General features: G+C 68.0%; 13 protein-coding genes, 1 tRNA gene and 1 pseudogene. 6 read left to right on the top strand and 9 right to left on the bottom strand.

Annotation, left to right across the window (positions count from 1 at the left end; all coding sequences use genetic code 11):
* Positions 1-35: 35 nt before the first annotated feature.
* From C6570_RS07740 to C6570_RS07720, 5 genes are all read right to left on the bottom strand, one after another.
* Positions 36-112, bottom strand: a tRNA-Val gene (locus C6570_RS07740).
* A 50-nt stretch (positions 113-162) separates the two neighbouring features.
* Positions 163-2376: a RelA/SpoT family protein gene (locus tag C6570_RS07735; protein ID WP_106702697.1), complete on the bottom strand. Its 2214-nt coding sequence runs from the start codon at positions 2374-2376 to the stop codon at positions 163-165.
* A gap of 46 nt (positions 2377-2422) precedes the next feature.
* Entirely contained in the window at positions 2423-3334 is a 912-nt protein-coding gene (locus C6570_RS07730) for an alpha/beta fold hydrolase (RefSeq protein WP_106702696.1), read from the bottom strand.
* A 226-nt stretch (positions 3335-3560) separates the two neighbouring features.
* Entirely contained in the window at positions 3561-4289 is a 729-nt protein-coding gene (locus tag C6570_RS07725; protein ID WP_106704578.1) for an SIMPL domain-containing protein, read from the bottom strand.
* Positions 4290-4467: 178 nt separating this feature from the next.
* Positions 4468-4797 (bottom strand): hypothetical protein, encoded by a 330-nt coding sequence (locus C6570_RS07720; RefSeq protein ID WP_106702695.1) that lies wholly within the window; start codon positions 4795-4797, stop codon positions 4468-4470.
* A 159-nt stretch (positions 4798-4956) separates the two neighbouring features.
* Here C6570_RS07720 and ompR point away from each other — a divergent pair, with 159 nt between their 5' ends.
* Both ompR and C6570_RS07710 read left to right on the top strand, forming a co-directional pair.
* Complete coding sequence (ompR, locus tag C6570_RS07715; RefSeq protein WP_106702694.1) at positions 4957-5688, top strand: osmolarity response regulator transcription factor OmpR; 732 nt, start codon at positions 4957-4959, stop codon at positions 5686-5688.
* 97 nt (positions 5689-5785) lie between these two features.
* Positions 5786-7261 (top strand): sensor histidine kinase, encoded by a 1476-nt coding sequence (locus tag C6570_RS07710; RefSeq protein ID WP_425437923.1) that lies wholly within the window; start codon positions 5786-5788, stop codon positions 7259-7261.
* 36 nt (positions 7262-7297) lie between these two features.
* Here the strand turns inward: C6570_RS07710 and ispF are convergent, their stop codons facing one another.
* Both ispF and ispD read right to left on the bottom strand, forming a co-directional pair.
* Positions 7298-7798, bottom strand: a complete 501-nt coding sequence (gene ispF, locus C6570_RS07705; RefSeq protein WP_106702693.1) for a 2-C-methyl-D-erythritol 2,4-cyclodiphosphate synthase — start codon at positions 7796-7798, stop codon at positions 7298-7300.
* Between the two features lie 8 nt (positions 7799-7806).
* Positions 7807-8562, bottom strand: coding sequence for a 2-C-methyl-D-erythritol 4-phosphate cytidylyltransferase (ispD, locus tag C6570_RS07700; RefSeq protein WP_245896350.1), 756 nt, complete (start codon positions 8560-8562; stop codon positions 7807-7809).
* 596 nt (positions 8563-9158) lie between these two features.
* Between ispD and mfd the strand changes: the two genes are divergently transcribed.
* From mfd to C6570_RS07675, 4 genes and pseudogenes are all read left to right on the top strand, one after another.
* A complete protein-coding gene (gene mfd / locus C6570_RS07695; RefSeq protein ID WP_106702692.1) occupies positions 9159-12632 on the top strand; it encodes a transcription-repair coupling factor in 3474 nt (1157 codons plus the stop codon).
* Between the two features lie 731 nt (positions 12633-13363).
* Positions 13364-14056: a hypothetical protein gene (locus C6570_RS07685; RefSeq protein WP_106702690.1), complete on the top strand. Its 693-nt coding sequence runs from the start codon at positions 13364-13366 to the stop codon at positions 14054-14056.
* Positions 14057-14202: 146 nt separating this feature from the next.
* Complete coding sequence (gene serB / locus C6570_RS07680; RefSeq protein ID WP_106704575.1) at positions 14203-14937, top strand: phosphoserine phosphatase SerB; 735 nt, start codon at positions 14203-14205, stop codon at positions 14935-14937.
* A 151-nt stretch (positions 14938-15088) separates the two neighbouring features.
* Positions 15089-16391 (top strand): annotated as a pseudogene (locus tag C6570_RS07675) (MFS transporter).
* Positions 16392-16531: 140 nt separating this feature from the next.
* Here the strand turns inward: C6570_RS07675 and C6570_RS07670 are convergent.
* On the bottom strand, positions 16532-16987 hold the full coding sequence (locus C6570_RS07670; RefSeq protein WP_106702689.1) for a hypothetical protein: 456 nt from the start codon (positions 16985-16987) through the stop codon (positions 16532-16534).
* 16 nt (positions 16988-17003) lie between these two features.
* Positions 17004-18368: a TrpB-like pyridoxal phosphate-dependent enzyme gene (locus C6570_RS07665; RefSeq protein WP_106702688.1), complete on the bottom strand. Its 1365-nt coding sequence runs from the start codon at positions 18366-18368 to the stop codon at positions 17004-17006.
* Between the last annotated feature and the right edge of the window lie 99 nt (positions 18369-18467).

The following is an 18467-nucleotide window of genomic DNA, read 5'->3' as shown; positions in this document are numbered from 1 at the left end:
AGCACCTAGCGTTGCCGCTAGGTGCTTTCATTCATTGGTAGGCGCGATTGGACTCGAACCAACGACCCCCACCATGTCAAGGTGGTGCTCTAACCAGCTGAGCTACGCGCCTAAGGTTGTTCGAGGGGGCAGAGTGTAGCAGATTGCGGGCGCGGTTTTTAATCAGCGCCGTTTGGCCACGCGAACACCCGGCACGGCCAGCACTTCACGCAGAACTTGCGACAGGCGCTGCGTGTCGCTGACCTCTACGGTGAACGTCATCCAGGCCCATCCTTTGACGGATTGCGTCTGCACGCCGATCACGTTCATCTTCTCGCGCGTGAACACGTCGGAGATGTCGCGCAGCAGGCCCTGGCGGTCGGTGGCTTCTACCGCCACGTCAACGGGATAGGCCGCTGAGCGACCGGTGGCAGGGGTGCTCCACTCCACGTCAATGACACGCTCTGGCTCGCGCGCCAGCAGATCGCGAAAGCTGGCGCAGTCGCGCCGGTGCACCGTGACGCCGCGCCCGCGGGTCACATAGCCGCCAATCGGATCGGGCGGGGCCGGCTTGCAGCAGCGCGCGGGCTGGGTCAACAGCGAATCCATGCCCACCACCAGCACACCGCCGCGGGTACCGCCCTCCGGGCGCGGCTTTTTCAGCAGGACCTGCGCATCGGCGTCCGGCTGCGGCGCGGGTGGCCGCAGCACGGTTTCGATGCTGCGCAGCGACAACTCGTCCTTGCCCACGGTTTCGAACAGCGCGTCGGGGTTCTTGTAGCCCAACTCGGCGGCCAGGAAATCCTTGGACACCGAGGTCTTGCCCTCGCGCTGCAGCAGCTTTTCCACCATGTCGCGCCCGCGCGCCGTGGTTTCGCGGGTTTGCTGCGCGTTGAACCACGCGCGCACCTTCGCGCGCGCCCTGGAAGAAGCCAAGTAGCCCAGATCAGGGTTGAGCCAGTCGCGCGAGGGCCCGCCGTCCTTGGCGACCACGACTTCGACGGTCTGCCCGTTCTTCAGCGGCGTGTTCAGCTGCACCAGCGCACCGTCTACCTTCGCGCCGCGACAGCGGTGACCCAGCTCGGTGTGCACGGTGTAGGCAAAGTCCACGGGGGTGGCGCCAGCGGGCAGCTCGACGATGGCGGCGTCGGGCGTCAGCACGTAGATGCGGTCGTCGAACAGCCCGTACTGCGGCCCGGTGCCGGAGAGGTCTCGCTCCCATGCCAGCAGCTGGCGCAGCACCGCGATCTTGGCGTCGTAGTCGCTGGCGGCCGTGACGCCGACGTAGCCCTTGGTGCCCGCTTCCTTGTACGCCCAGTGGGCAGCCACGCCGTGTTCGGCATGCTCGTGCATCTGCGGCGTTCGGATCTGGATCTCCCAGGCGCGGTGGTCGGCATCGCGCACCACCGTGTGCAGCGACTGGTAGCCGTTGATCTTGGGCTTGGCGATGTAGTCGTCGAACTCATCCGGCACCGGCGTGAAATGCTGGTGCACCCAGCCCAGCGCCGCATAGCACTCGTCCACGCTGGGTACGAGCACCCGCAGTGCACGCACGTCGAACACTTGGTCAAAATCCAGGCCCTTGCCACGCATCTTGCGCACGATACTGCTGATGTGCTTGGGCCTGCCAGAGACCTGCGCCTGGATGCCCTGCGCGCACAGCGCCGCTTCAATGTCGGCGCGGCGCTGCTCCAGCGCAGCCTCTCGCTCTGCGCGCTTCTCATCGAGCAGCGAGGCGACCAGCTTGTAGGTGTCCGGCTCCTGGGCACGGAAGATCAGGTCTTCCATCTCCCATTTGATTTGCCAGATGCCCAGACGGTTGGCCAATGGTGCAAACACCTCGTGCGATTCACGCAGCAGCATCGGCGCAAGCGGCTTGCGCTTGGCGGCACCGTAGCGCAGAGTTTGCAGGCGCGAGGCCAGCCTCAGCAGCACGACGCGGAGGTCGCGGCTGAAAGCCAGCAGCATCTTGCGCACGTACTCGGTTTGCTGGCTGGCCAGTTCCGAATCCGACGCCTGGTCGTCGCGCATCGCGCGCGAGCGCTTTTGCACGCGCTCCAACTTGGATGTCTCGATCGCCAGACGGGCCAGGCCGTCGTCAAAAGCCTTGCCGATCACTTCGTCCGGGCGGTTCAGCTGAGCGCTGGCGTAGCTGAGGTACGCCGCAGCCTGCAAGGATTCCGAGCCGCCGATGGTCAGCAAAATGTCGGCCACGGCATCGGCGTGCTCCATCAAGCTTTCACCGGCAGAGCTGGTCTCACCCGCCAGCAGCGGTACGGCAAATGCGCGAGCACGGGCGCGCACGCCGGATTCATCCTGCACGCCGGCGGAAGTAGCAGTCACCACGTCGGCCGCCGGCGCACCGGCAGCGGGAGGGCGCAAGGGCATGGATTTCATGGCGTATCGAGCAAAGGCAGCTAGGCAAACGTAGCAAACAGTCTACTCAGGGCAAAAGGAAGTTCAGCACCACGGCAAGCTGGTCTGGTGCAATCAAGGTGGGCGCGTGGCCCACGCCAGCCCACTCGACCCACTGCGCGCGCGGGCCGCGCTCGGCCATCTGTGCGGCGGTGTCGCGCGAAAGCAGATCAGATTCGGCGCCGCGCAGCACCAGCGTTGCCGCGCCAACCTGGTCGTACAGGCGCCACAAGCTTTGCTCGCCCTCGGCCGCCGCCGCTTCGGTGATGGCCGCGTAGGCCACGGCGATGGCGGGGTCGTAGTGAAGACGCCAACCGCCTTGCGCATGCGGGCGCAGCATGGGGCGCGACAGCGCCAGCCACTCGTCGTCGGTGTGGGGCCCGAAGCCCGGCGACAGCGCCCGCATGGCGGCGGCGCCCTGCTCCACGGTTTCGTAGACGGCGGGCTGGCCAAGGTACCGGCCGATGCGCTGCAGCGCACGCCATTGCACAGTGGGGCCAACGTCGTTAAGAACCAGCTTGCGCACGGGTGCTGGCAGGGGCAGTTGGGGCAGCCCCGCGACGGACAGCCCGATCAAGCCGCCCATGCTGGTGCCCACCCAGTCCAGCGTGCCCACGGGTGCGGCTTGATGCAGCGCCACCACCACCGTCAACGCATCGCTGACGTAGGTGGGAAACTGGTAGCCCATCGGGTCTTTCAGCCAATCGCTTTCGCCGCGCCCGGCGACGTCGGGGCAGACCACGCGCAGCGGGTGGCCCTGTGCGGCAGCGCGTGCCAGCAAGGCCTGAGCCAGCACGTCAAAGTCGCGGCCTTGGCGGGTCAGCCCGTGCACGCAGACGATGACGTGCGGGGCATGCGCATCGCCCCACTGCCACCAGGCCGTCTGGTGGCCGCCCTGGGCGTCAGGGCAATGAACGCGGTGCAATGCGGGCGAAGTCATGGCGAAACAGCGGCAGCGTGAATGTCAACGCGCCTGCACGCTCAGCCAGTGCCGCAGCAGGCGATGGCCCATGCTACGCGAAAGCAGTATCTGCTGGGTGAGAGAAAGAGCCTACCTGCTATTTATTTAATAGCTGCCAGCGCAGGATACACCAGCGCCAACAGCCAAAATTGCTCAAATACCGCAGCCCTTGCCAAGCATTTTGGTCAACTTTCGTTGGCGCCGGTCAATGTGCCTGTACCGAGCCCGACACGGTGATCTGCACCACGCTCTTGCCAGGCTCGACCGACACCGGCGCATCGGCGCCCGCCCCGCCGCGCAATTCCGCCTTGGCCATCGCCATCATGCGGGGCTGGTAGCCGCTGTCTTCGCCGCTCACGTTGACTTCGCGCAGCGTGTAGCCCTGAAAGCCGAACGCCTTGGCGATCTCGCCCGCGCGGGCCTTGAAGCGTTCGATGGCCAGGGACTGCGCTTCGGCCTCCACCTTGCCGCGCTGCTCGCGGCTCAAGCCAAACTGGATGTTGCCGATGGTCATCGACGGCACGCGGGCCGCAGCTTGCGTGATGCGCGGAAAGTCGCGCCCTTCCAGCACCAGCTCGGCCCGCCCTTGCCAGCCGTTGATCTTGCCGTCGCGCCCGTAGCGCGGGTGCACGTTGAAGTCACCCGAGCGCACGTCCATCTGACCGCCCTGCGCGGTCTTCTTGACCTCGGACAGCGCCGCATCCACCGCCTTGCGCAGATCCGCCTGCACGGACGCAGCGTCGGTACCCTCGCGCGTGGTGGACAGCGTCAGCGTCAGCAAGTCCTGTTGCACCTCCACCAGACCGGTGGCACTCAGTTGCAGAACGTTTTGAGGAGGCGTCATGGCGATGGCGGTCGAAACCGGCTGCGCTTGCGCGCCAGCCAGCGTGAAAGCAAAAAAGCTGGCAGCAGCCAGCGCGTGACGAAGTTGCATGGAAAAGCCCCGTTGAAAGCGTGATCGGATGATCTTGGCACAGCGCCACGCCATGCGCGTGTCGGTCTATGCCGCCAATGCACTCATTGGTCGAGGGAGGATGGTCCCGCCAAAGGCTTGACGCGCGACGCGCGACGCGTGGCGGCTAGCTGCTTCACGCCTCGGCGCTCGGCTCAGCTCAAGGGCGCGAAACGACTGCCGACATGGGCGGGTTGTCGGTGCGCATCGACGCGCGGCGGATCTGGTCGCGCAACTCCTGACGCTGCGCTTCGGACAGGCGGCGCGGGTTGTTCTCGCCCGCCTGCTCTGCGCGGCGGCGCTCGGCTTCCACGGCTTGCCACAGATCGCTGCGGCGGTTGACCTGGGCGCCTGGCGCCGGACCGACGGCGGCCGCGTGGTCGGCGGTGCCCGCTGCCAGCTCAGCCCCGCTCTGCGCACAGGCGAGTTGCGGCAGCATGCCCGCGCCCAATACCGCGGCAGCAAGTGAGAAAGAAGGCTTGGTCGACATGACTATTGAGATTGTCATGAAGATGGGTGAATGTCAGCGATTAAGCCTTCGCTCAGGGCAACATCTGTAACACTGTGAAAAGGCACCCGGGAAACCCCGGATTTCCGGGCGAAAACAGGGTCACAATGCCTCTGTTACAAATTGGACCCAAGGAATTTGATGAACCAGGCAATCAACCGAGCCGACAAGATCGTCGTCGTGGACGATGACGCCCGCATCCGGGATCTGCTGCGCCGATATCTGGCGCAAGAAGGTTTCGAGGTGATCGTGGCCGAAGACGCCAAGGCCCTGGCGCGCATCATGCTGCGCGACACCATCGACCTCATCGTGCTGGATTTGATGATGCCTGGTGAAGACGGCCTGTCGGTGTGCCGCCGCCTGCGCGCCGCGGGCGACAAAACGCCCATCATCATGCTGACTGCCAAGGGCGAGGATGTGGACCGCATCGTCGGCCTGGAAGTGGGCGCCGACGACTACCTGGGCAAGCCCTTCAACCCGCGCGAGCTGCTGGCGCGCGTGCACGCCGTGCTGCGCCGCCGCCCGCCTCAAGAAGCCCCGGGCGCGCCGTCGGCCGAAAACGAATCGGTCAGCTTTGGCCCCTTCGTGTTCGACCTGGCAGCGCGTTCGCTGCACAAGAGCGGCGAGGAAATCTCGCTGACCACGGGCGAATTCGCCATGCTGAAGGCGCTGGTGCGCCACCCGCGCCAGCCGCTGTCGCGCGAGAAGCTGGCCCAGCTGGCGCGCGGCCGCGAGTTTGAGCCCTTCGACCGCAGCCTGGACGTGCAGATCTCGCGCCTGCGCAAGCTGATCGAGCAGGACGCCGCCAGCCCCCGCTACATCCAGACCGTGTGGGGCGTGGGCTACGTTTTCGTGCCGGACGGCACCAGCTGATCGCTGCCCCGCTCAGCGCCACCACCGCTGCCACGCACTGCGGTGACCGCGGCGGCTGCCAGCGCTGACGCGGGCGCTGAATAATCGCGCCATGCCGATGACCGCCGACCACGCCCCCGGGGCGTCCAGCACGCTGATTGATTCCATGCACGCGCCCCTGGAGGGCGTGCACCGCCGCCAGCGCCAACATACGCTGGGCATCAGCCTGTTCTGGCGCACCTTCATCCTGCTGGGCCTGCTGCTGCTGGGCAGCGCCGGCGGCTGGTACCAGCTGTTTCGCACGCTGGAATACGAGCCGCGCGTGATCGACAACGCGCGCCAGGTGGCATCGCTGGTGAATCTGTCCCGCGCTGCACTGATCCACTCCGACGCGATCGCCCGCGTGTCCCTCATCAAAACGCTGGCCGACCAGGAAAAGGTGCGCATCCTGCCGCACGAGCCCGGCGACAAGTTCGACCTTTTCGCCCAGACCGAGCTGGAGCGGCGCATGAGCAACGAGCTGATCGCGCGCCTGGGTCCCGACACCATCGTGGCCAGCCGCGTGAACAACGAATCGGGCCTGTGGGTTGGCTTTTCGATCGAGGGCGATTCGTACTGGCTGCTGATGGACCGCTCGCGCGTGGGCGCGCTGCTGGGCGGCGGCACGTGGCTGCTGTGGCTGGCCACGGTGGGCGCCGTGTCGCTGATCGGGGCGGCGCTGCTGGCGCGGCTGATCAACCGGCCGCTCAAGCAGCTGTCGATAGCGGCGGCGCGGGTGCGCGACGGCAACTACCAATCCACCCGGCTGGACGAAGGGGCGATGTCCAGCGAGATCCGCGAGGTGAACGTCGGCTTCAACCGCATGGCCGATCAGCTGTCCAAGATCGAGCAAGACCGCGCCGAGATGCTGGCCGGCATCTCGCACGATCTGCGCACGCCGCTGGCGCGCCTGCGGCTGGAAACCGAGATGAGCGTGCCCGACGAGGAAGCGCGCGAACACATGGTGGCCGACATCGCGCAGGTGGACACCATCATCGACAAGTTCCTCGACTACGCGCGCCCCGACCACCTCACGCTGGTCGAGATGCCGCTGGCCGAGCTGGTGCACGAATCGGTCACCCCCTTTGCGGTGCGCGACGACATGGAGTTCCAGGTGGACGTGGCGCCCGAGCTGCGTGTGCTGGGCGACGACGTGGAGCTGATGCGCGTGCTGTCCAACCTGTTTGAAAACGCGCGCCGCTACGGCAAGACGCCCGGCACCGGCATCGCCCGCGTGCGCGTGGCCGCCACGGCGCGCGACGGCATGGTGTCGCTGCGCGTGCGCGACAACGGCCCTGGCGTTTCGCCCGAACAGCTGCCCAGCCTGACCCGCCCCTTCTTTCGCGGCGACACCGCGCGCACCGCGGCCACGGGCGCTGGCCTGGGCCTGGCCATCGTGGCCAAGATGGTGCAGAACATGGGCGGCCAGCTTGAGCTGGCCAACAGCCCCAGCGGCGGCCTGCTGGCGATCGTGCGGCTGCAGCAGGCGCATGAAAGCAAGGCCACCGCCAAGCCCAGCCAGCGGCTCAAGCGCCGCGGCGCTGGCAAGGATTAAATCGACCGCTGGCGCCCTGTGCACCAGCGCTGGCAGCTATCTAACCAATAGCAGAGCCGCCCGCGCCTCGATGGCGGCGCCCTGCCCCACCGGGCCCAGTTTTTCGGCCGTCTTGGCCTTGACGTTGACCTGATCGGGCGCAATCTGCAGCGCGCTGGCGATGCGTTCCACCATGGCCGCGCGGTGCGGCGCAAGGCGCGGCGCCTGGGCGATCACGGTGCTGTCGACGTTGCCCACGCGCCAGCCTTGCGCGTGCACGCGGCGCGCGGCCTCGGCCAGCAGCGCGTACGAATCGGCGCCCTTGAAGGCAGCGTCGGTGTCAGGAAAGTGCGTGCCGATGTCGCCCAGCCCGGCCGCGCCCAGCAGCGCGTCGGTGATGGCGTGCAGCAGAACGTCGGCATCGGAATGGCCCAGCAGGCCGTGCGTGTGCGGAATGGTCACGCCGCCGATGACCAGCGGGCGCCCAGGCACCAGGGCGTGCACGTCCCAGCCTTCGCCGATGCGAAAGGGGGGCAGAGAAAGGGTTGGTGTGCTCATGGAAAAACTTAAGGTGATGGGGCAGCCCGGCTGCGCAAGACGGCCTCGGCCAGCGCAAAGTCTTCCGGGTAGGTGACCTTGATGTTGTACGCGCTGCCTCGCACCAGCAGCGGCTGCGCGCCGGCGGCTTCGATGGCGCTGGCTTCGTCGGTCAACCCGGCGAAGCCGCTGGCGGCGTGGGCGGCGTAGGCGCGCTGCAGCGCGCCGATGCGGAACATCTGCGGCGTTTGCGCCAGCCATTTGTGGCTGCGGTCGATGGTGGCGGCCACGCGGCCATGCGCCTCGGCCTTCAGCGTGTCGGGCAGCGGCAGGGCCAGCAGGCCGCCCACCGCGTCGGGCAGGCAGGCGTCGATCAGCGCGTCGATCAGCGCGGGGGTGACCAGGCAGCGCGCCGCGTCGTGCACCAGCACCCAGTCGTGTGGCTTGGCGCCGTGGGCCAAAAGGTGGTTCAGACCGTTGAGCACGCTTTCGGCCCGCGACGCGCCGCCGCAGGGCGCAACCACGGTGCGCGCCGCCGCGTCGCTGCGCAGTGTGGCGTCGCCCGGCGCGACGACCACCAGCACGCTGGCGATTCGGTGCACGGGCCCCAACGCGGCCAGCGTGTGCCGCACCATCGGCGCGCCGGCCACGGGCTGGTACTGCTTGGGCTGCGCGGTGCCCGCACGCGAGCCCGTCCCGGCGCAGGGCAGCAGCGCAAAGCAGCGCGCATCGCAGTGCTCGGCGGCGGCAGCGGTTCTGGTGGTGGGGGCAGGTTCAACGTTCAACGAATACTCTCAAAAACATAGCTATCAGCGCTGGTGGTGCCTGCGCTGGAGGCTAAAAACACTTCAAACCACTTCGATGGGGGTGGCCGTGCTGCGGCGTGCTGCCAGCAATCTCGGCCAGCACGGCGCCGGGTGGCGCTCACAGCGAGTTCCCAGCCCATCGGGTCGACGGCGACCTGACGACCACACCCGCGCCTTTTCCGCAGGCACCCTGGCTGCCCCGACTATATCGGCGCTGGTCGAGCGGATCGCGCGGCGCCCTGCGGCGCCTCGTCGTTTGACAGGCTGGCCAGAATTCATCGTGAAAACACCCTCCAGCGCAGGTACAGCGGGCGCCACCAGCTATCTATTTGATAGGTTTGGCTGCCACAGCGTCGCAGCCACCGCGGGTCCATCGCTCACTCACCGCATCCCCACGCCCGCGAGGGCCAAGGCAGAACAAGGCCCCGCCCGCCCTATAAACCCCGCCCTGCCAGCGAACCGGCAGCGGCCTAAAATGGCGGCCTGTTCACCCCCGCCCGAAGCCGGTCGGGGGTTTTGTCGTTTCGATTCGATTCGTCCGCCGCCCGCCGCGTGGCGGATAGCCCTTTCAACCGATGGACCTGCCCAAGCTCACCCCCGGAAAACGCCACGCTATGCCCCGCCCGCCGGGCTCTGCCGACGCGCTGCTGCTCGCCCAGACGGCCCAGCGCGCGGCCGAGGCCAAGCGCCTGACGGCCATCGTCACCGCCGACGCGGTGGACGCGCGCCGCCTGCAGGATGAGCTGGCCTTCTTCGCGCCCGCGCTGCGCGTGGTGATGTTCCCCGACTGGGAAACGCTGCCCTACGACACCTTCAGCCCGCACCAGGATCTGATCAGCGAACGCCTGGCCACGCTGTGGGCCATCCGCCAGGGGCAGGCCGACGTGGTGCTGATCCCGGCCACCACCGCGCTGTACCGGCTGGCGCCGCCCTCTTTCCTGGCGGGCACCACCTTCCACTTCAAGCAGGGCCAGAAGCTGGACGAGGCCGCGCTGAAAAGCCAGCTGACCCTGGCCGGCTACGCGCACGTCACGCAGGTGGTCAGCCCCGGCGAATACGCCGTGCGCGGCGGGCTGATCGACCTGTTCCCCATGGGCAGCGCGGTGCCCTACCGGGTGGATTTGTTCGACGACGAGATCGACTCCATCCGCGCGTTCGACCCCGACACCCAGCGCAGCCTGTACCCCGTGCCCGAGGTGCGCCTGCTGCCGGGGCGCGAATTCCCCACGCACGACGAGGCGCGCGCCAAGTTTCGCCACCGCTGGCGCGAGCTGCTGGAGGGCGACCCGACCAAGAGCCGCATCTACAAGGACATGGGCAACGGCGTGGCCACGGCGGGCATCGAGTACTACCTGCCGCTGTTCTTTGACGAAACCGCCACGGTGTTCGACTACCTGCCAGACAGCGCCACGCTGGTGCTGCACGGCGACCTGGAAGCGGCCTTCCAGCAGTTCGCGCAAGACACGCGCGAGCGGTTTCGCCTGGCGCAGGGGGACCCTGAGCGGCCCGTGCTGCCGCCCGAAGCGCTGTTCCTCAGCGCCGAGGGCTTTTACCTGGCGGCCAAGCCGCTGGCCCAGCTGGCCGTACGCCCCGGCGTGGAAGACGTGGCCGCCAGCGCCTTCGCCCAGCCGCTGCCCACGCTGACAGTGGTGCGCGGCGCCGACGAGCCGCTGGCGCGCCTGCAGGCCCACATTGGCAGCACGGCCCAGCGCGTGCTGGTACTGGCCGAAAGCGATGGCCGCCGCGAAAGCCTGCTGGACTTTCTGCGCGCCAGCGGCGTCAGCCCGCCCGCGTTCGATTCGCTGGCCGAATTCCAAGCGCAGGGCGACGAGAAGATCGGCATTGCCACCGCCGCGCTGGCGCAGGGCTTTTCGTGGCTGGAAGGCGGCATCGACCTGGTCACCGAGACCGAGCTGTTTGCCGCGGGCGTGGCCACGCGCCGCCGCCGCAAGCAGGAGCAAGTCAGCGACGTTGAGGCGCTGATCAAGGACTTGTCCGAGCTGAACGTGGGCGACCCGGTGGTGCACGCGCAGCACGGCATCGGCCGCTACCGCGGGCTGGTGAACATGGACATGGGCGCCAAGAACCCGGACGGCAGCCCGGCGCTGCAGGAATTCCTGCACCTGGAATACGCGGGTGACGCGGTGCTGTACGTGCCGGTGAGCCAGCTGCACCTGATCGGGCGCTACACCGGCGTGAGCGCTGAAGAGGCGCCGCTGCACAAGCTGGGCAGCGGCCAGTGGGACAAGGCCAAGCGCAAAGCCGCCGAGCAGGTGCGCGACGCGGCGGCCGAGCTGCTGAACATCTACGCCCGCCGCGCGGCGCGCGAGGGCCACGCCTTCCGCTACAGCCCCACGGACTACGAGCAATTCGCCGCCGATTTCGGCTTTGAAGAAACCGCCGACCAGAAAGCCGCCATCCACGCCGTGGTGCAGGACATGATCAGCCCACAGCCAATGGACCGCCTGGTCTGTGGCGACGTGGGCTTTGGCAAGACCGAAGTGGCGCTGCGCGCCGCCTTCGTGGCCGTGACCGGCGGCAAGCAGGTGGCGCTGCTGGCGCCCACCACGCTGCTGGCCGAGCAGCACTACCAGACGCTGGTAGACCGCTTTGCCAAGTGGCCGGTGAAGATCGCCGAGATGAGCCGCTTTCGCAGTGCCAAGGAGATCACCGCCGCGCTGAAAGGCGTGGCCGACGGCAGCGTGGACATCGTGGTCGGCACGCACAAACTGTTGTCGGAAAAAACGCAGTTCAAAAACCTGGGCCTGCTGATCATCGACGAGGAGCACCGCTTTGGCGTGCGCCACAAGGAGCAGATGAAGCAGCTGCGCGCCGAGGTGGACGTGCTCACGCTGACGGCCACGCCCATCCCGCGCACCATGGGCATGGCGCTGGAAGGCCTGCGCGACCTGAGCGTGATTGCCACCGCGCCGCAGCGGCGCCTGGCCATCAAAACCTTCGTGCGCAACGAAGGCAGCGGCGTGATCCGCGAGGCGGTGCTGCGCGAGCTGAAACGCGGCGGGCAGGTGTACTTCCTGCACAACGAGGTCGAGACCATCGAAAACCGGCGCCAGAAGCTGGAAGAAATGCTGCCCGAAGCGCGCATCGCCGTGGCCCACGGCCAGATGCCCGAGCGCGAGCTGGAACGCGTGATGCGCGACTTCGTGGCCCAGCGCACCAACGTGCTGCTGTGCTCGACCATCATCGAAACCGGTATCGACGTGCCCACGGCCAACACCATCGTCATCAGCCGCGCCGACAAGTTCGGCCTGGCGCAGCTGCACCAGCTGCGCGGGCGCGTGGGGCGCAGCCACCATCAGGCGTATGCGTATTTGATGGTGCCCGAGATCGAGGGCCTGACCAAGCAGGCCGCCCAGCGGCTGGACGCGATTCAGCAGATGGAAGAGCTGGGCAGCGGCTTCTACCTGGCTATGCACGACCTGGAAATCCGCGGCGCCGGCGAAGTGCTGGGCGAAAACCAGAGCGGCAACATGATGGAAGTGGGCTTTCAGCTCTACAACGAGATGCTGGCCGAGGCCGTGCGCTCGCTGAAGGCGGGCAAAGAGCCCGACCTGCTGTCGCCCATGCAGGCGGCCACCGACATCAACCTGCATGCCCCCGCGCTGCTGCCGGGCGACTACTGCGGCGACGTGCACCTGCGCCTGTCGTTCTACAAGAAATTCGCCACCGCGCGCAGCAACGACCAGATCGACACGCTGGTGGAAGAGCTGGTGGACCGCTTCGGCAAGCTGCCGGCGCAGGCGCAGACGCTGATCGACGTGCACCGCCTGCGCGTGCTGTCGCAGGCCTATGGCGTGCAGAAGGTGGACGCGGCGCCGGGGGTGATCAACATCAGCTTCAAGCCCAACCCGCCGATCGACGCGATGGCCATCATCCGCATGATCCAGAAGAACAAGCACATCAAGCTGGCGGGCAACGACAAGCTGCGCATCGAGAAAGAACTGGCCGAGCCGAAGGACCGCGCCCAGATGGTGCGCGACGTGCTGCGCAGCCTGGGGCAGCCGGTGGCGGCGCAGCCAACCGCCTGAACCAGCCGGAGGCCGTGCGCAGCCGGGCATGCGCGGGTGCCGAACCTGGTCGCCGCCGTATCGAGTCCGTATCGAACAGTGAGCAGGCCACCGTCCTACACACCGCGTCGGCGCGGCTCCACAACAGGCTGCGGGGCGCGCGCCTAAAGTTGGAGACGAGGCCAGTCATCAAGCTTTGCCGACGGATGGCCTTCACTTTGTCATTCACAGGAGTACACAGAATGAGAAAAATCTCGAGGGCGGTGCTGGTTGCAGCGGCACTGACATTCGCCGGCGGCTTTGCCGTGGCGCAGGACGACCCGCACCAAAGCGCGCAAAACAGCGACACGTCGCTACCCAATTCGCCGTGGAAGGCCAGGGGCATTCCGGATTCGGGTGAATTCAACCCCACTGGCCCGCGCTATGAGACGCCGCGCCCGCCACCACCGCCGCCGCCCCCTGTGGCGCCACCACCACCTCCTCCGCCTCCTGCAGTGGCACCACCCCCGCCGCCGCCACCTCCGCCGGCGCCTCCCCCACCCCCGCCGCCCCCGCGGCCCGACCGGGGTTAAGCGCCACCAGGGCGACCGGCCAAGCACGGTCGCCCCACCCAAAGCCTCACCAGAGGCTTTTTTCTTGCGCCTGCGCGTGGGCCTGCCCCGCACGCCGGCTTGCCGGGCGGTTATAAGCACGGGTGACGTTCTTCTCCCGGCCTGACTGCCACGTTGCCGCTTCCTCCCGCTGGATTCACCATGCCGCTCTGCTCGACCGTTTCACGCTTTTTCTTCGTGAGTGTGCTCGCCTGCGCTGCCGGCGCCGTGTGCGCGGCGGGGCCGGATGGCGACGCGCTGGTGCAAGGGTTTGCGGCCGACGTGGTGCGCTCGGGCGACGCGGCGGGCATGGCCTTTGCCGTGCTGGACAAACCCAGCGCCACCGTCACCATTTTTGATGCCAAGGGGCAGCTGGTGGCGCGCTCGCCCGTGCTGCTGGGCCAGGCGGTGGGCGACGTGGCGCCGCCAGACATTGGCACGCGGCCGCTGTCCAAGGTTAAGCTGAATGAAAAGGTCACCTCCGCTGGCCGCTTTGTGACCGAGGCGGGGCGCAACCACACGGGCGAAGACATCGTCTGGCTGGATTACCAGCAGGCGCTTTCCATGCACCGCGTGCGCAATGTGCGGGGCGAAAACCGGCCGCAACGCCTGGCCACCCCCACGGTGGCCGACAACCGCATCTCGTACGGCTGCGTGAACATGCCGCCCAGCTTTTACGAGAGCTACATCGACCCGCTGTTTGGCAAGCAAAAAGGCGTGGTCTACGTGCTGCCTGAAACGCAGCCCGTGGCGGGGCTGTTCCCCTTCGCGCGCACCGGCGGCGCGGCGCTGGCAGGCACCGATGGCGCTGCGCTGGCCGGCACGCCCGCCGCCGCGCCCACGTCCCCCCGCTGATGGCGTCCGCTTGACGACAGGCCGGGCCGGCCACGCCCGGCCTTCTTCTTGCGCCGCACGCGCCACGTTGGGCGTGGATAATGTGAAAATTCTGCCTCTAGCGCCCGCCCCATCTGCGCGGGCAGCTATCTATTTTGAAGCACATGATGCCCACCATCCCGAACGATTCGCCGCTTGAGCTGAGCCCCGACCTGACTGTGCGCGGCATTCGGCCGCCGCTGCGCCTGCGCGACTTCAAGCTGATCGCTTTCGACATGGATTCCACGCTGATCAACATCGAATGCGTGGACGAAATCGCCGACGCCGCGGGCCGCAAGGCCGAGGTGGCCGCCATCACCGAAGCGGCCATGCGCGGCGAGATCACCGACTACAAGGAAAGCCTGCGCCAGCGCGTGGCATTGCTCAAGGGCGTAACCGAAGAGCAGGTGGCGCAGGTGTACCGCAACCGCCTGCGCCTGAACCCCGGCGCGGCCGAACTGGTGCTGGCCTGCAAATCGGCGGGGCTGAAGGTGCTGCTGGTGTCGGGCGGGTTCACCTACTTCTCAGACCGCCTGCGCGACCGCCTGGGCCTGGACTTTGCCCGCAGCAACCTGCTGGAAGTCGAGGGCGGGCAACTGACGGGCCGCATCGTGCCGCAAAGCTGGGGCGACATCTGCGACGGCGCCATGAAGCGCGAAACCGTGCTGCGCACCTGCAGCCTGATCGGCTGCTCGCCCACGCAGGCCATCGCGATGGGCGACGGCGCCAACGACTTGGAAATGATGGGCGCGGTGGGCCTGTCGGTGGCCTACCGCGCCAAGCCCCGCGTGCGGGAGCAGGCCAAGGTGGCCATCGACATGGGCGGGTTGGATCGGTTATTGGAGCTTTTCGGCGCGGATTGATCCAGCGGGCTGATCGCCCAGCGCAGCGGCCTTGGCCACGGCCCGCCTGCGGGCATCGCCTGCGCTGCCCTGCGCGCCTTGGCCGTTGCCGCGATACTCGGCACCGGCCGGCACGCACGCACACAGGCGTGCGTGTTGGGCTGATAAGAAGATGACTGTGCCGACTCCCACCCCTTCCCCCGCCGCGCCCTCCGCTACCTCCCCCGCCAGCGGGCCCGCCTCACCGCCCTCTGCCGCCGCGCCATCTGCGCCACGCGCCCAGCTGAGCCAAGGCACCTTGCTGCTGATGTCCGTTGCGTGCGGGCTGTGCGCGGGGGCCAACTATTTCAACCAGCCCCTGCTGAGCTCGATTGCCCGCGCCCTGGGCGTAGGCGAAGGCGCGGCCGGCGTGTTGGTGACCTGCGCGCAGGTGTCCTATGCGCTGGGCCTGCTGTTTCTGGTGCCGCTGGGCGACATGCTGGAGCGCCGCCGCCTGGTGCTCACCTTGATGCTGCTGGCCGCGGTGGGCCTGCTGCTGTCGGCCGTGGCGCACTGGCTGCCCGCGGCGTTTTACGTACTGATTTTGGGCACGCTGATGACGGGCTTGTTCTCGGTTGCGGCGCAGGTGCTGGTACCCATGGCGTCGGCGCTGGTGGCGCCAGAGCGCAGCGGCCGGGCCGTGGGCCTGGTGATGAGCGGCCTGCTCACCGGCATTCTGCTGTCGCGCACCGTGGCGGGCGTGCTGTCGGGCCTGGGCGGTTGGCAGACCGTGTACTGGGTGGGCGGCGTGGCCATGGTGGCGGTGGCGGCACTGCTGGCGCGGGCCCTGCCGGTGTCGCGCAACACCGGGCCGCAGCTGGGCTATGGCGCCATCCTGCGCAGCATGGTTGGCCTGCTGCGCACCACGCCGCGCCTGCGCAGCCGCACGCTATTGGGCGGGCTGTCTTTTGCGTCGGTCAGCGTGCTTTTCTCGACCATGGCGCTGATGCTGGCGGCCCCGCCCCACGGCTTGTCGGACACGGCCATTGGCCTGATCGGGCTGGCTGGCGTGGCCGGCGCGCTGATGGCCAACGTGGCCGGGCGCCTGGCCGACCAGGGCAAGGAGCAGCAGGTCACCGCGGCGGCGGCCATCCTGGTGCTGGGCTGGCTGCCGCTGTGGCTGGGCGTGCAATCGCTGTGGCTGTTCATCGTCGGCATGCTGCTGGTCGATCTGGCGCTGCAGGGCGTGCACATCAGCAACCAGAACGTCGTGTACCGGCTGGCGCCGCAGGCGCGCGCGCATTAATGCCTGCTACATGACGGGCTACTTCATCGGCGCATCCACCGGCTCTGCCGTGGGCGCCCTCGCCTGGAGCCACGGCGGCTGGACGGGCGCCTGCATCGCCGGCGTGGTGCTGGCGGTGCTGAACCTGCTGGCGCTGCAGTACGACCGGCACCTGGCCGCGCGCCAGCCGGTGGCCGCCGCTGCGGCCTGACTTGGCTTGCCCGTTGCCGATGGCGTGCGGTGCGGTTGCTTGAAGTGTTTTAGGCCTCTAGCGCAGGTGCAGCCGGCGTCAGCAGCTATCAAAATTGAAGTATCCGCCCCAACGGAGCCAGCGCAAGGCGCGTACAGCGGCTAACTGAAGCGTATGTCTGAAGTGGCCGCCACCAACACCCACAGCAGCGCCGCCCCCAGCCACAGCACCGCCGCGTAAGCCAGTCGGCGGCGGCGCGGCGACCAGCCTCTGGCCAGCCCGCGCTGGTTCAGCCAGCCGGCCAGCACAAAGCCCAGCGACCACAACATGCCCACGGCCACGGTGGCGGGCCACACACCGTCGCCGCGCCACTCGTTCAGGTTGCCGAACACCGGCCACACCAACGGCGCCACTGCGAAGTACAGCAAGCCGCCCAGCGCACCCATGCTGACCAGCCCCAGCGGCGCCACCGTCAACGCGGCCAGCCAGGACCGCGGCATGCGGCGCCACACCCTGGCCAGCGCCGCCCAGGCCGCGGCCCAGCGCGACGTGGGGCGCACGGACGCGCGCGCCGGTTTGGCGGGCGGCGTCCGTACCTTGGGGCTTGGCGGGTTCACGCGATCCGCCCCGGCGTCAGGCGGGCACGGAAGGCAGGCCAGACAGCGCCTGCGCCAGTTCGCGCTCGTCGTAGCTTTCGTCCTTCAGGTCGCCAGCAAAGTAGCGCTGGTAGGCCGTCATGTCGAAGTGGCCGTGCCCGCTCAGGTTGAACAGGATGGTTTCGGCCTTGCCTTCGCGCTTGCAGCGCAGCGCTTCCTCGATCGCGCCTTTGACGGCGTGGTTGGCCTCGGGCGCGGGCACGATGCCTTCGGCGCGCGCAAACGCCACGCCGGCAGCAAAGCAATCCACCTGGTTGTAGGCCACGGCCTCCATCAGGCCCAGTTCGCGCACGTGGCTGACCAGCGGCGCCATGCCGTGGTAGCGCAGGCCACCGGCATGAAAGCCCGGCGGGGTGAAGGTGCTGCCCAGCGTGTGCATCTTGGTCAGCGGCGTGAGGTGCGCCGTGTCGCCAAAGTCGTAGGCGTATTTGCCGCGTGTAAGGCTGGGGCAAGCCGAAGGCTCCACCGCCACGATGCGCGGCGCCGTGCCGCCCCGCAGCCCGTGCCCGATGAACGGGAAGGCCAGGCCGGCAAAGTTGCTGCCGCCGCCGGTGCAGGCCAGCACCACGTCGGGCCACGCGTCGGCCATCTGCATCTGCTCCATCGCTTCCAGGCCGATGATGGTCTGGTGCAGCAACACGTGGTTCAGCACCGAGCCCAGAGCGTACTTGGTGTCCTCGCGCTGCGCGGCGATTTCCACCGCCTCGCTGATGGCAATGCCCAGGCTGCCGGGGTGGTCAGGGTGCTCGGCCAGCACGCGGCGGCCGTACTCGGTTTCGGCGCTGGGCGACGCGACGCAGCGCGCGCCGTAGGTTTCCATCAAGGCACGGCGGTAAGGCTTCTGGTCGTAGCTGACGCGCACCTGGTAGACGGTGACATCCAGCCCGAAGATCTGCCCGGCCATCGCCAGCGAGCTGCCCCACTGCCCGGCGCCGGTCTCGGTCGTCAGGCGCCGAACGCCCGCCTGGGCGTTGTAGAAGGCCTGCGGAATGGCCGAGTTGGGCTTGTGGCTGCCTGCGGGGCTGACGCCCTCATACTTGTAGAAGATCTTGGCGGGGGTGCCCAGCGCCTGTTCGAGGCGGTGCGCGCGAAACAGGGGCGACGGGCGCCACAGGCGAAACACCTCTCGCACCGCCTCGGGAATCTCGATCTCCCGCTCGGTGCTGACTTCCTGCTCGATGATGCTCATCGGGAACAGCGGCGCCAGATCGTCCGGGCTGATCGGCTGCATCGTGCCGGGGTGCAACACCGCCGGCATGGGCTTGGGCAGGTCCGCCTGAATGTTGTACCAGAACTTCGGCATCTGGCTTTCCTGCAGCAGGTACTTGGTGGGGGTGCTCACGTACGTTCTCCTCTGGGGGTCGTTGGGTGCGCCAAACCGGGCCAGCTCAGTGGGGGCTGCAGCCTCGGCGCGCGCCGACAATATAGCGGCGCCGTGCTG

Source organism: Ottowia oryzae (assembly GCF_003008535.1).
GTDB lineage: Bacteria > Pseudomonadota > Gammaproteobacteria > Burkholderiales > Burkholderiaceae_C > Ottowia > Ottowia oryzae.
The sequence above is the reverse complement of the archived record's forward strand: the minus strand, read 5'-3'. Positions and strand labels throughout refer to the sequence as shown.

Excerpts from the sequence above, each read along its gene's own strand:
- C6570_RS07685 (WP_106702690.1), top strand. The coding sequence starts at position 13,364 with ATGCCGCTCTGCTCGACCGTTTCACGCTTTTTCTTCGTGAGTGTGCTC.
- ompR (WP_106702694.1), top strand. The coding sequence starts at position 4,957 with ATGAACCAGGCAATCAACCGAGCCGACAAGATCGTCGTCGTGGACGAT.
- mfd (WP_106702692.1), top strand. The coding sequence starts at position 9,159 with ATGGACCTGCCCAAGCTCACCCCCGGAAAACGCCACGCTATGCCCCGC.
- C6570_RS07730 (WP_106702696.1), bottom strand. The coding sequence starts at position 3,334 with ATGACTTCGCCCGCATTGCACCGCGTTCATTGCCCTGACGCCCAGGGC.
- ispF (WP_106702693.1), bottom strand. The coding sequence starts at position 7,798 with ATGAGCACACCAACCCTTTCTCTGCCCCCCTTTCGCATCGGCGAAGGC.
- C6570_RS07725 (WP_106704578.1), bottom strand. The coding sequence starts at position 4,289 with ATGCAACTTCGTCACGCGCTGGCTGCTGCCAGCTTTTTTGCTTTCACG.
- C6570_RS07710 (WP_425437923.1), top strand. The coding sequence starts at position 5,786 with ATGACCGCCGACCACGCCCCCGGGGCGTCCAGCACGCTGATTGATTCC.
- C6570_RS07735 (WP_106702697.1), bottom strand. The coding sequence starts at position 2,376 with ATGAAATCCATGCCCTTGCGCCCTCCCGCTGCCGGTGCGCCGGCGGCC.
- serB (WP_106704575.1), top strand. The coding sequence starts at position 14,203 with ATGCCCACCATCCCGAACGATTCGCCGCTTGAGCTGAGCCCCGACCTG.
- C6570_RS07720 (WP_106702695.1), bottom strand. The coding sequence starts at position 4,797 with ATGTCGACCAAGCCTTCTTTCTCACTTGCTGCCGCGGTATTGGGCGCG.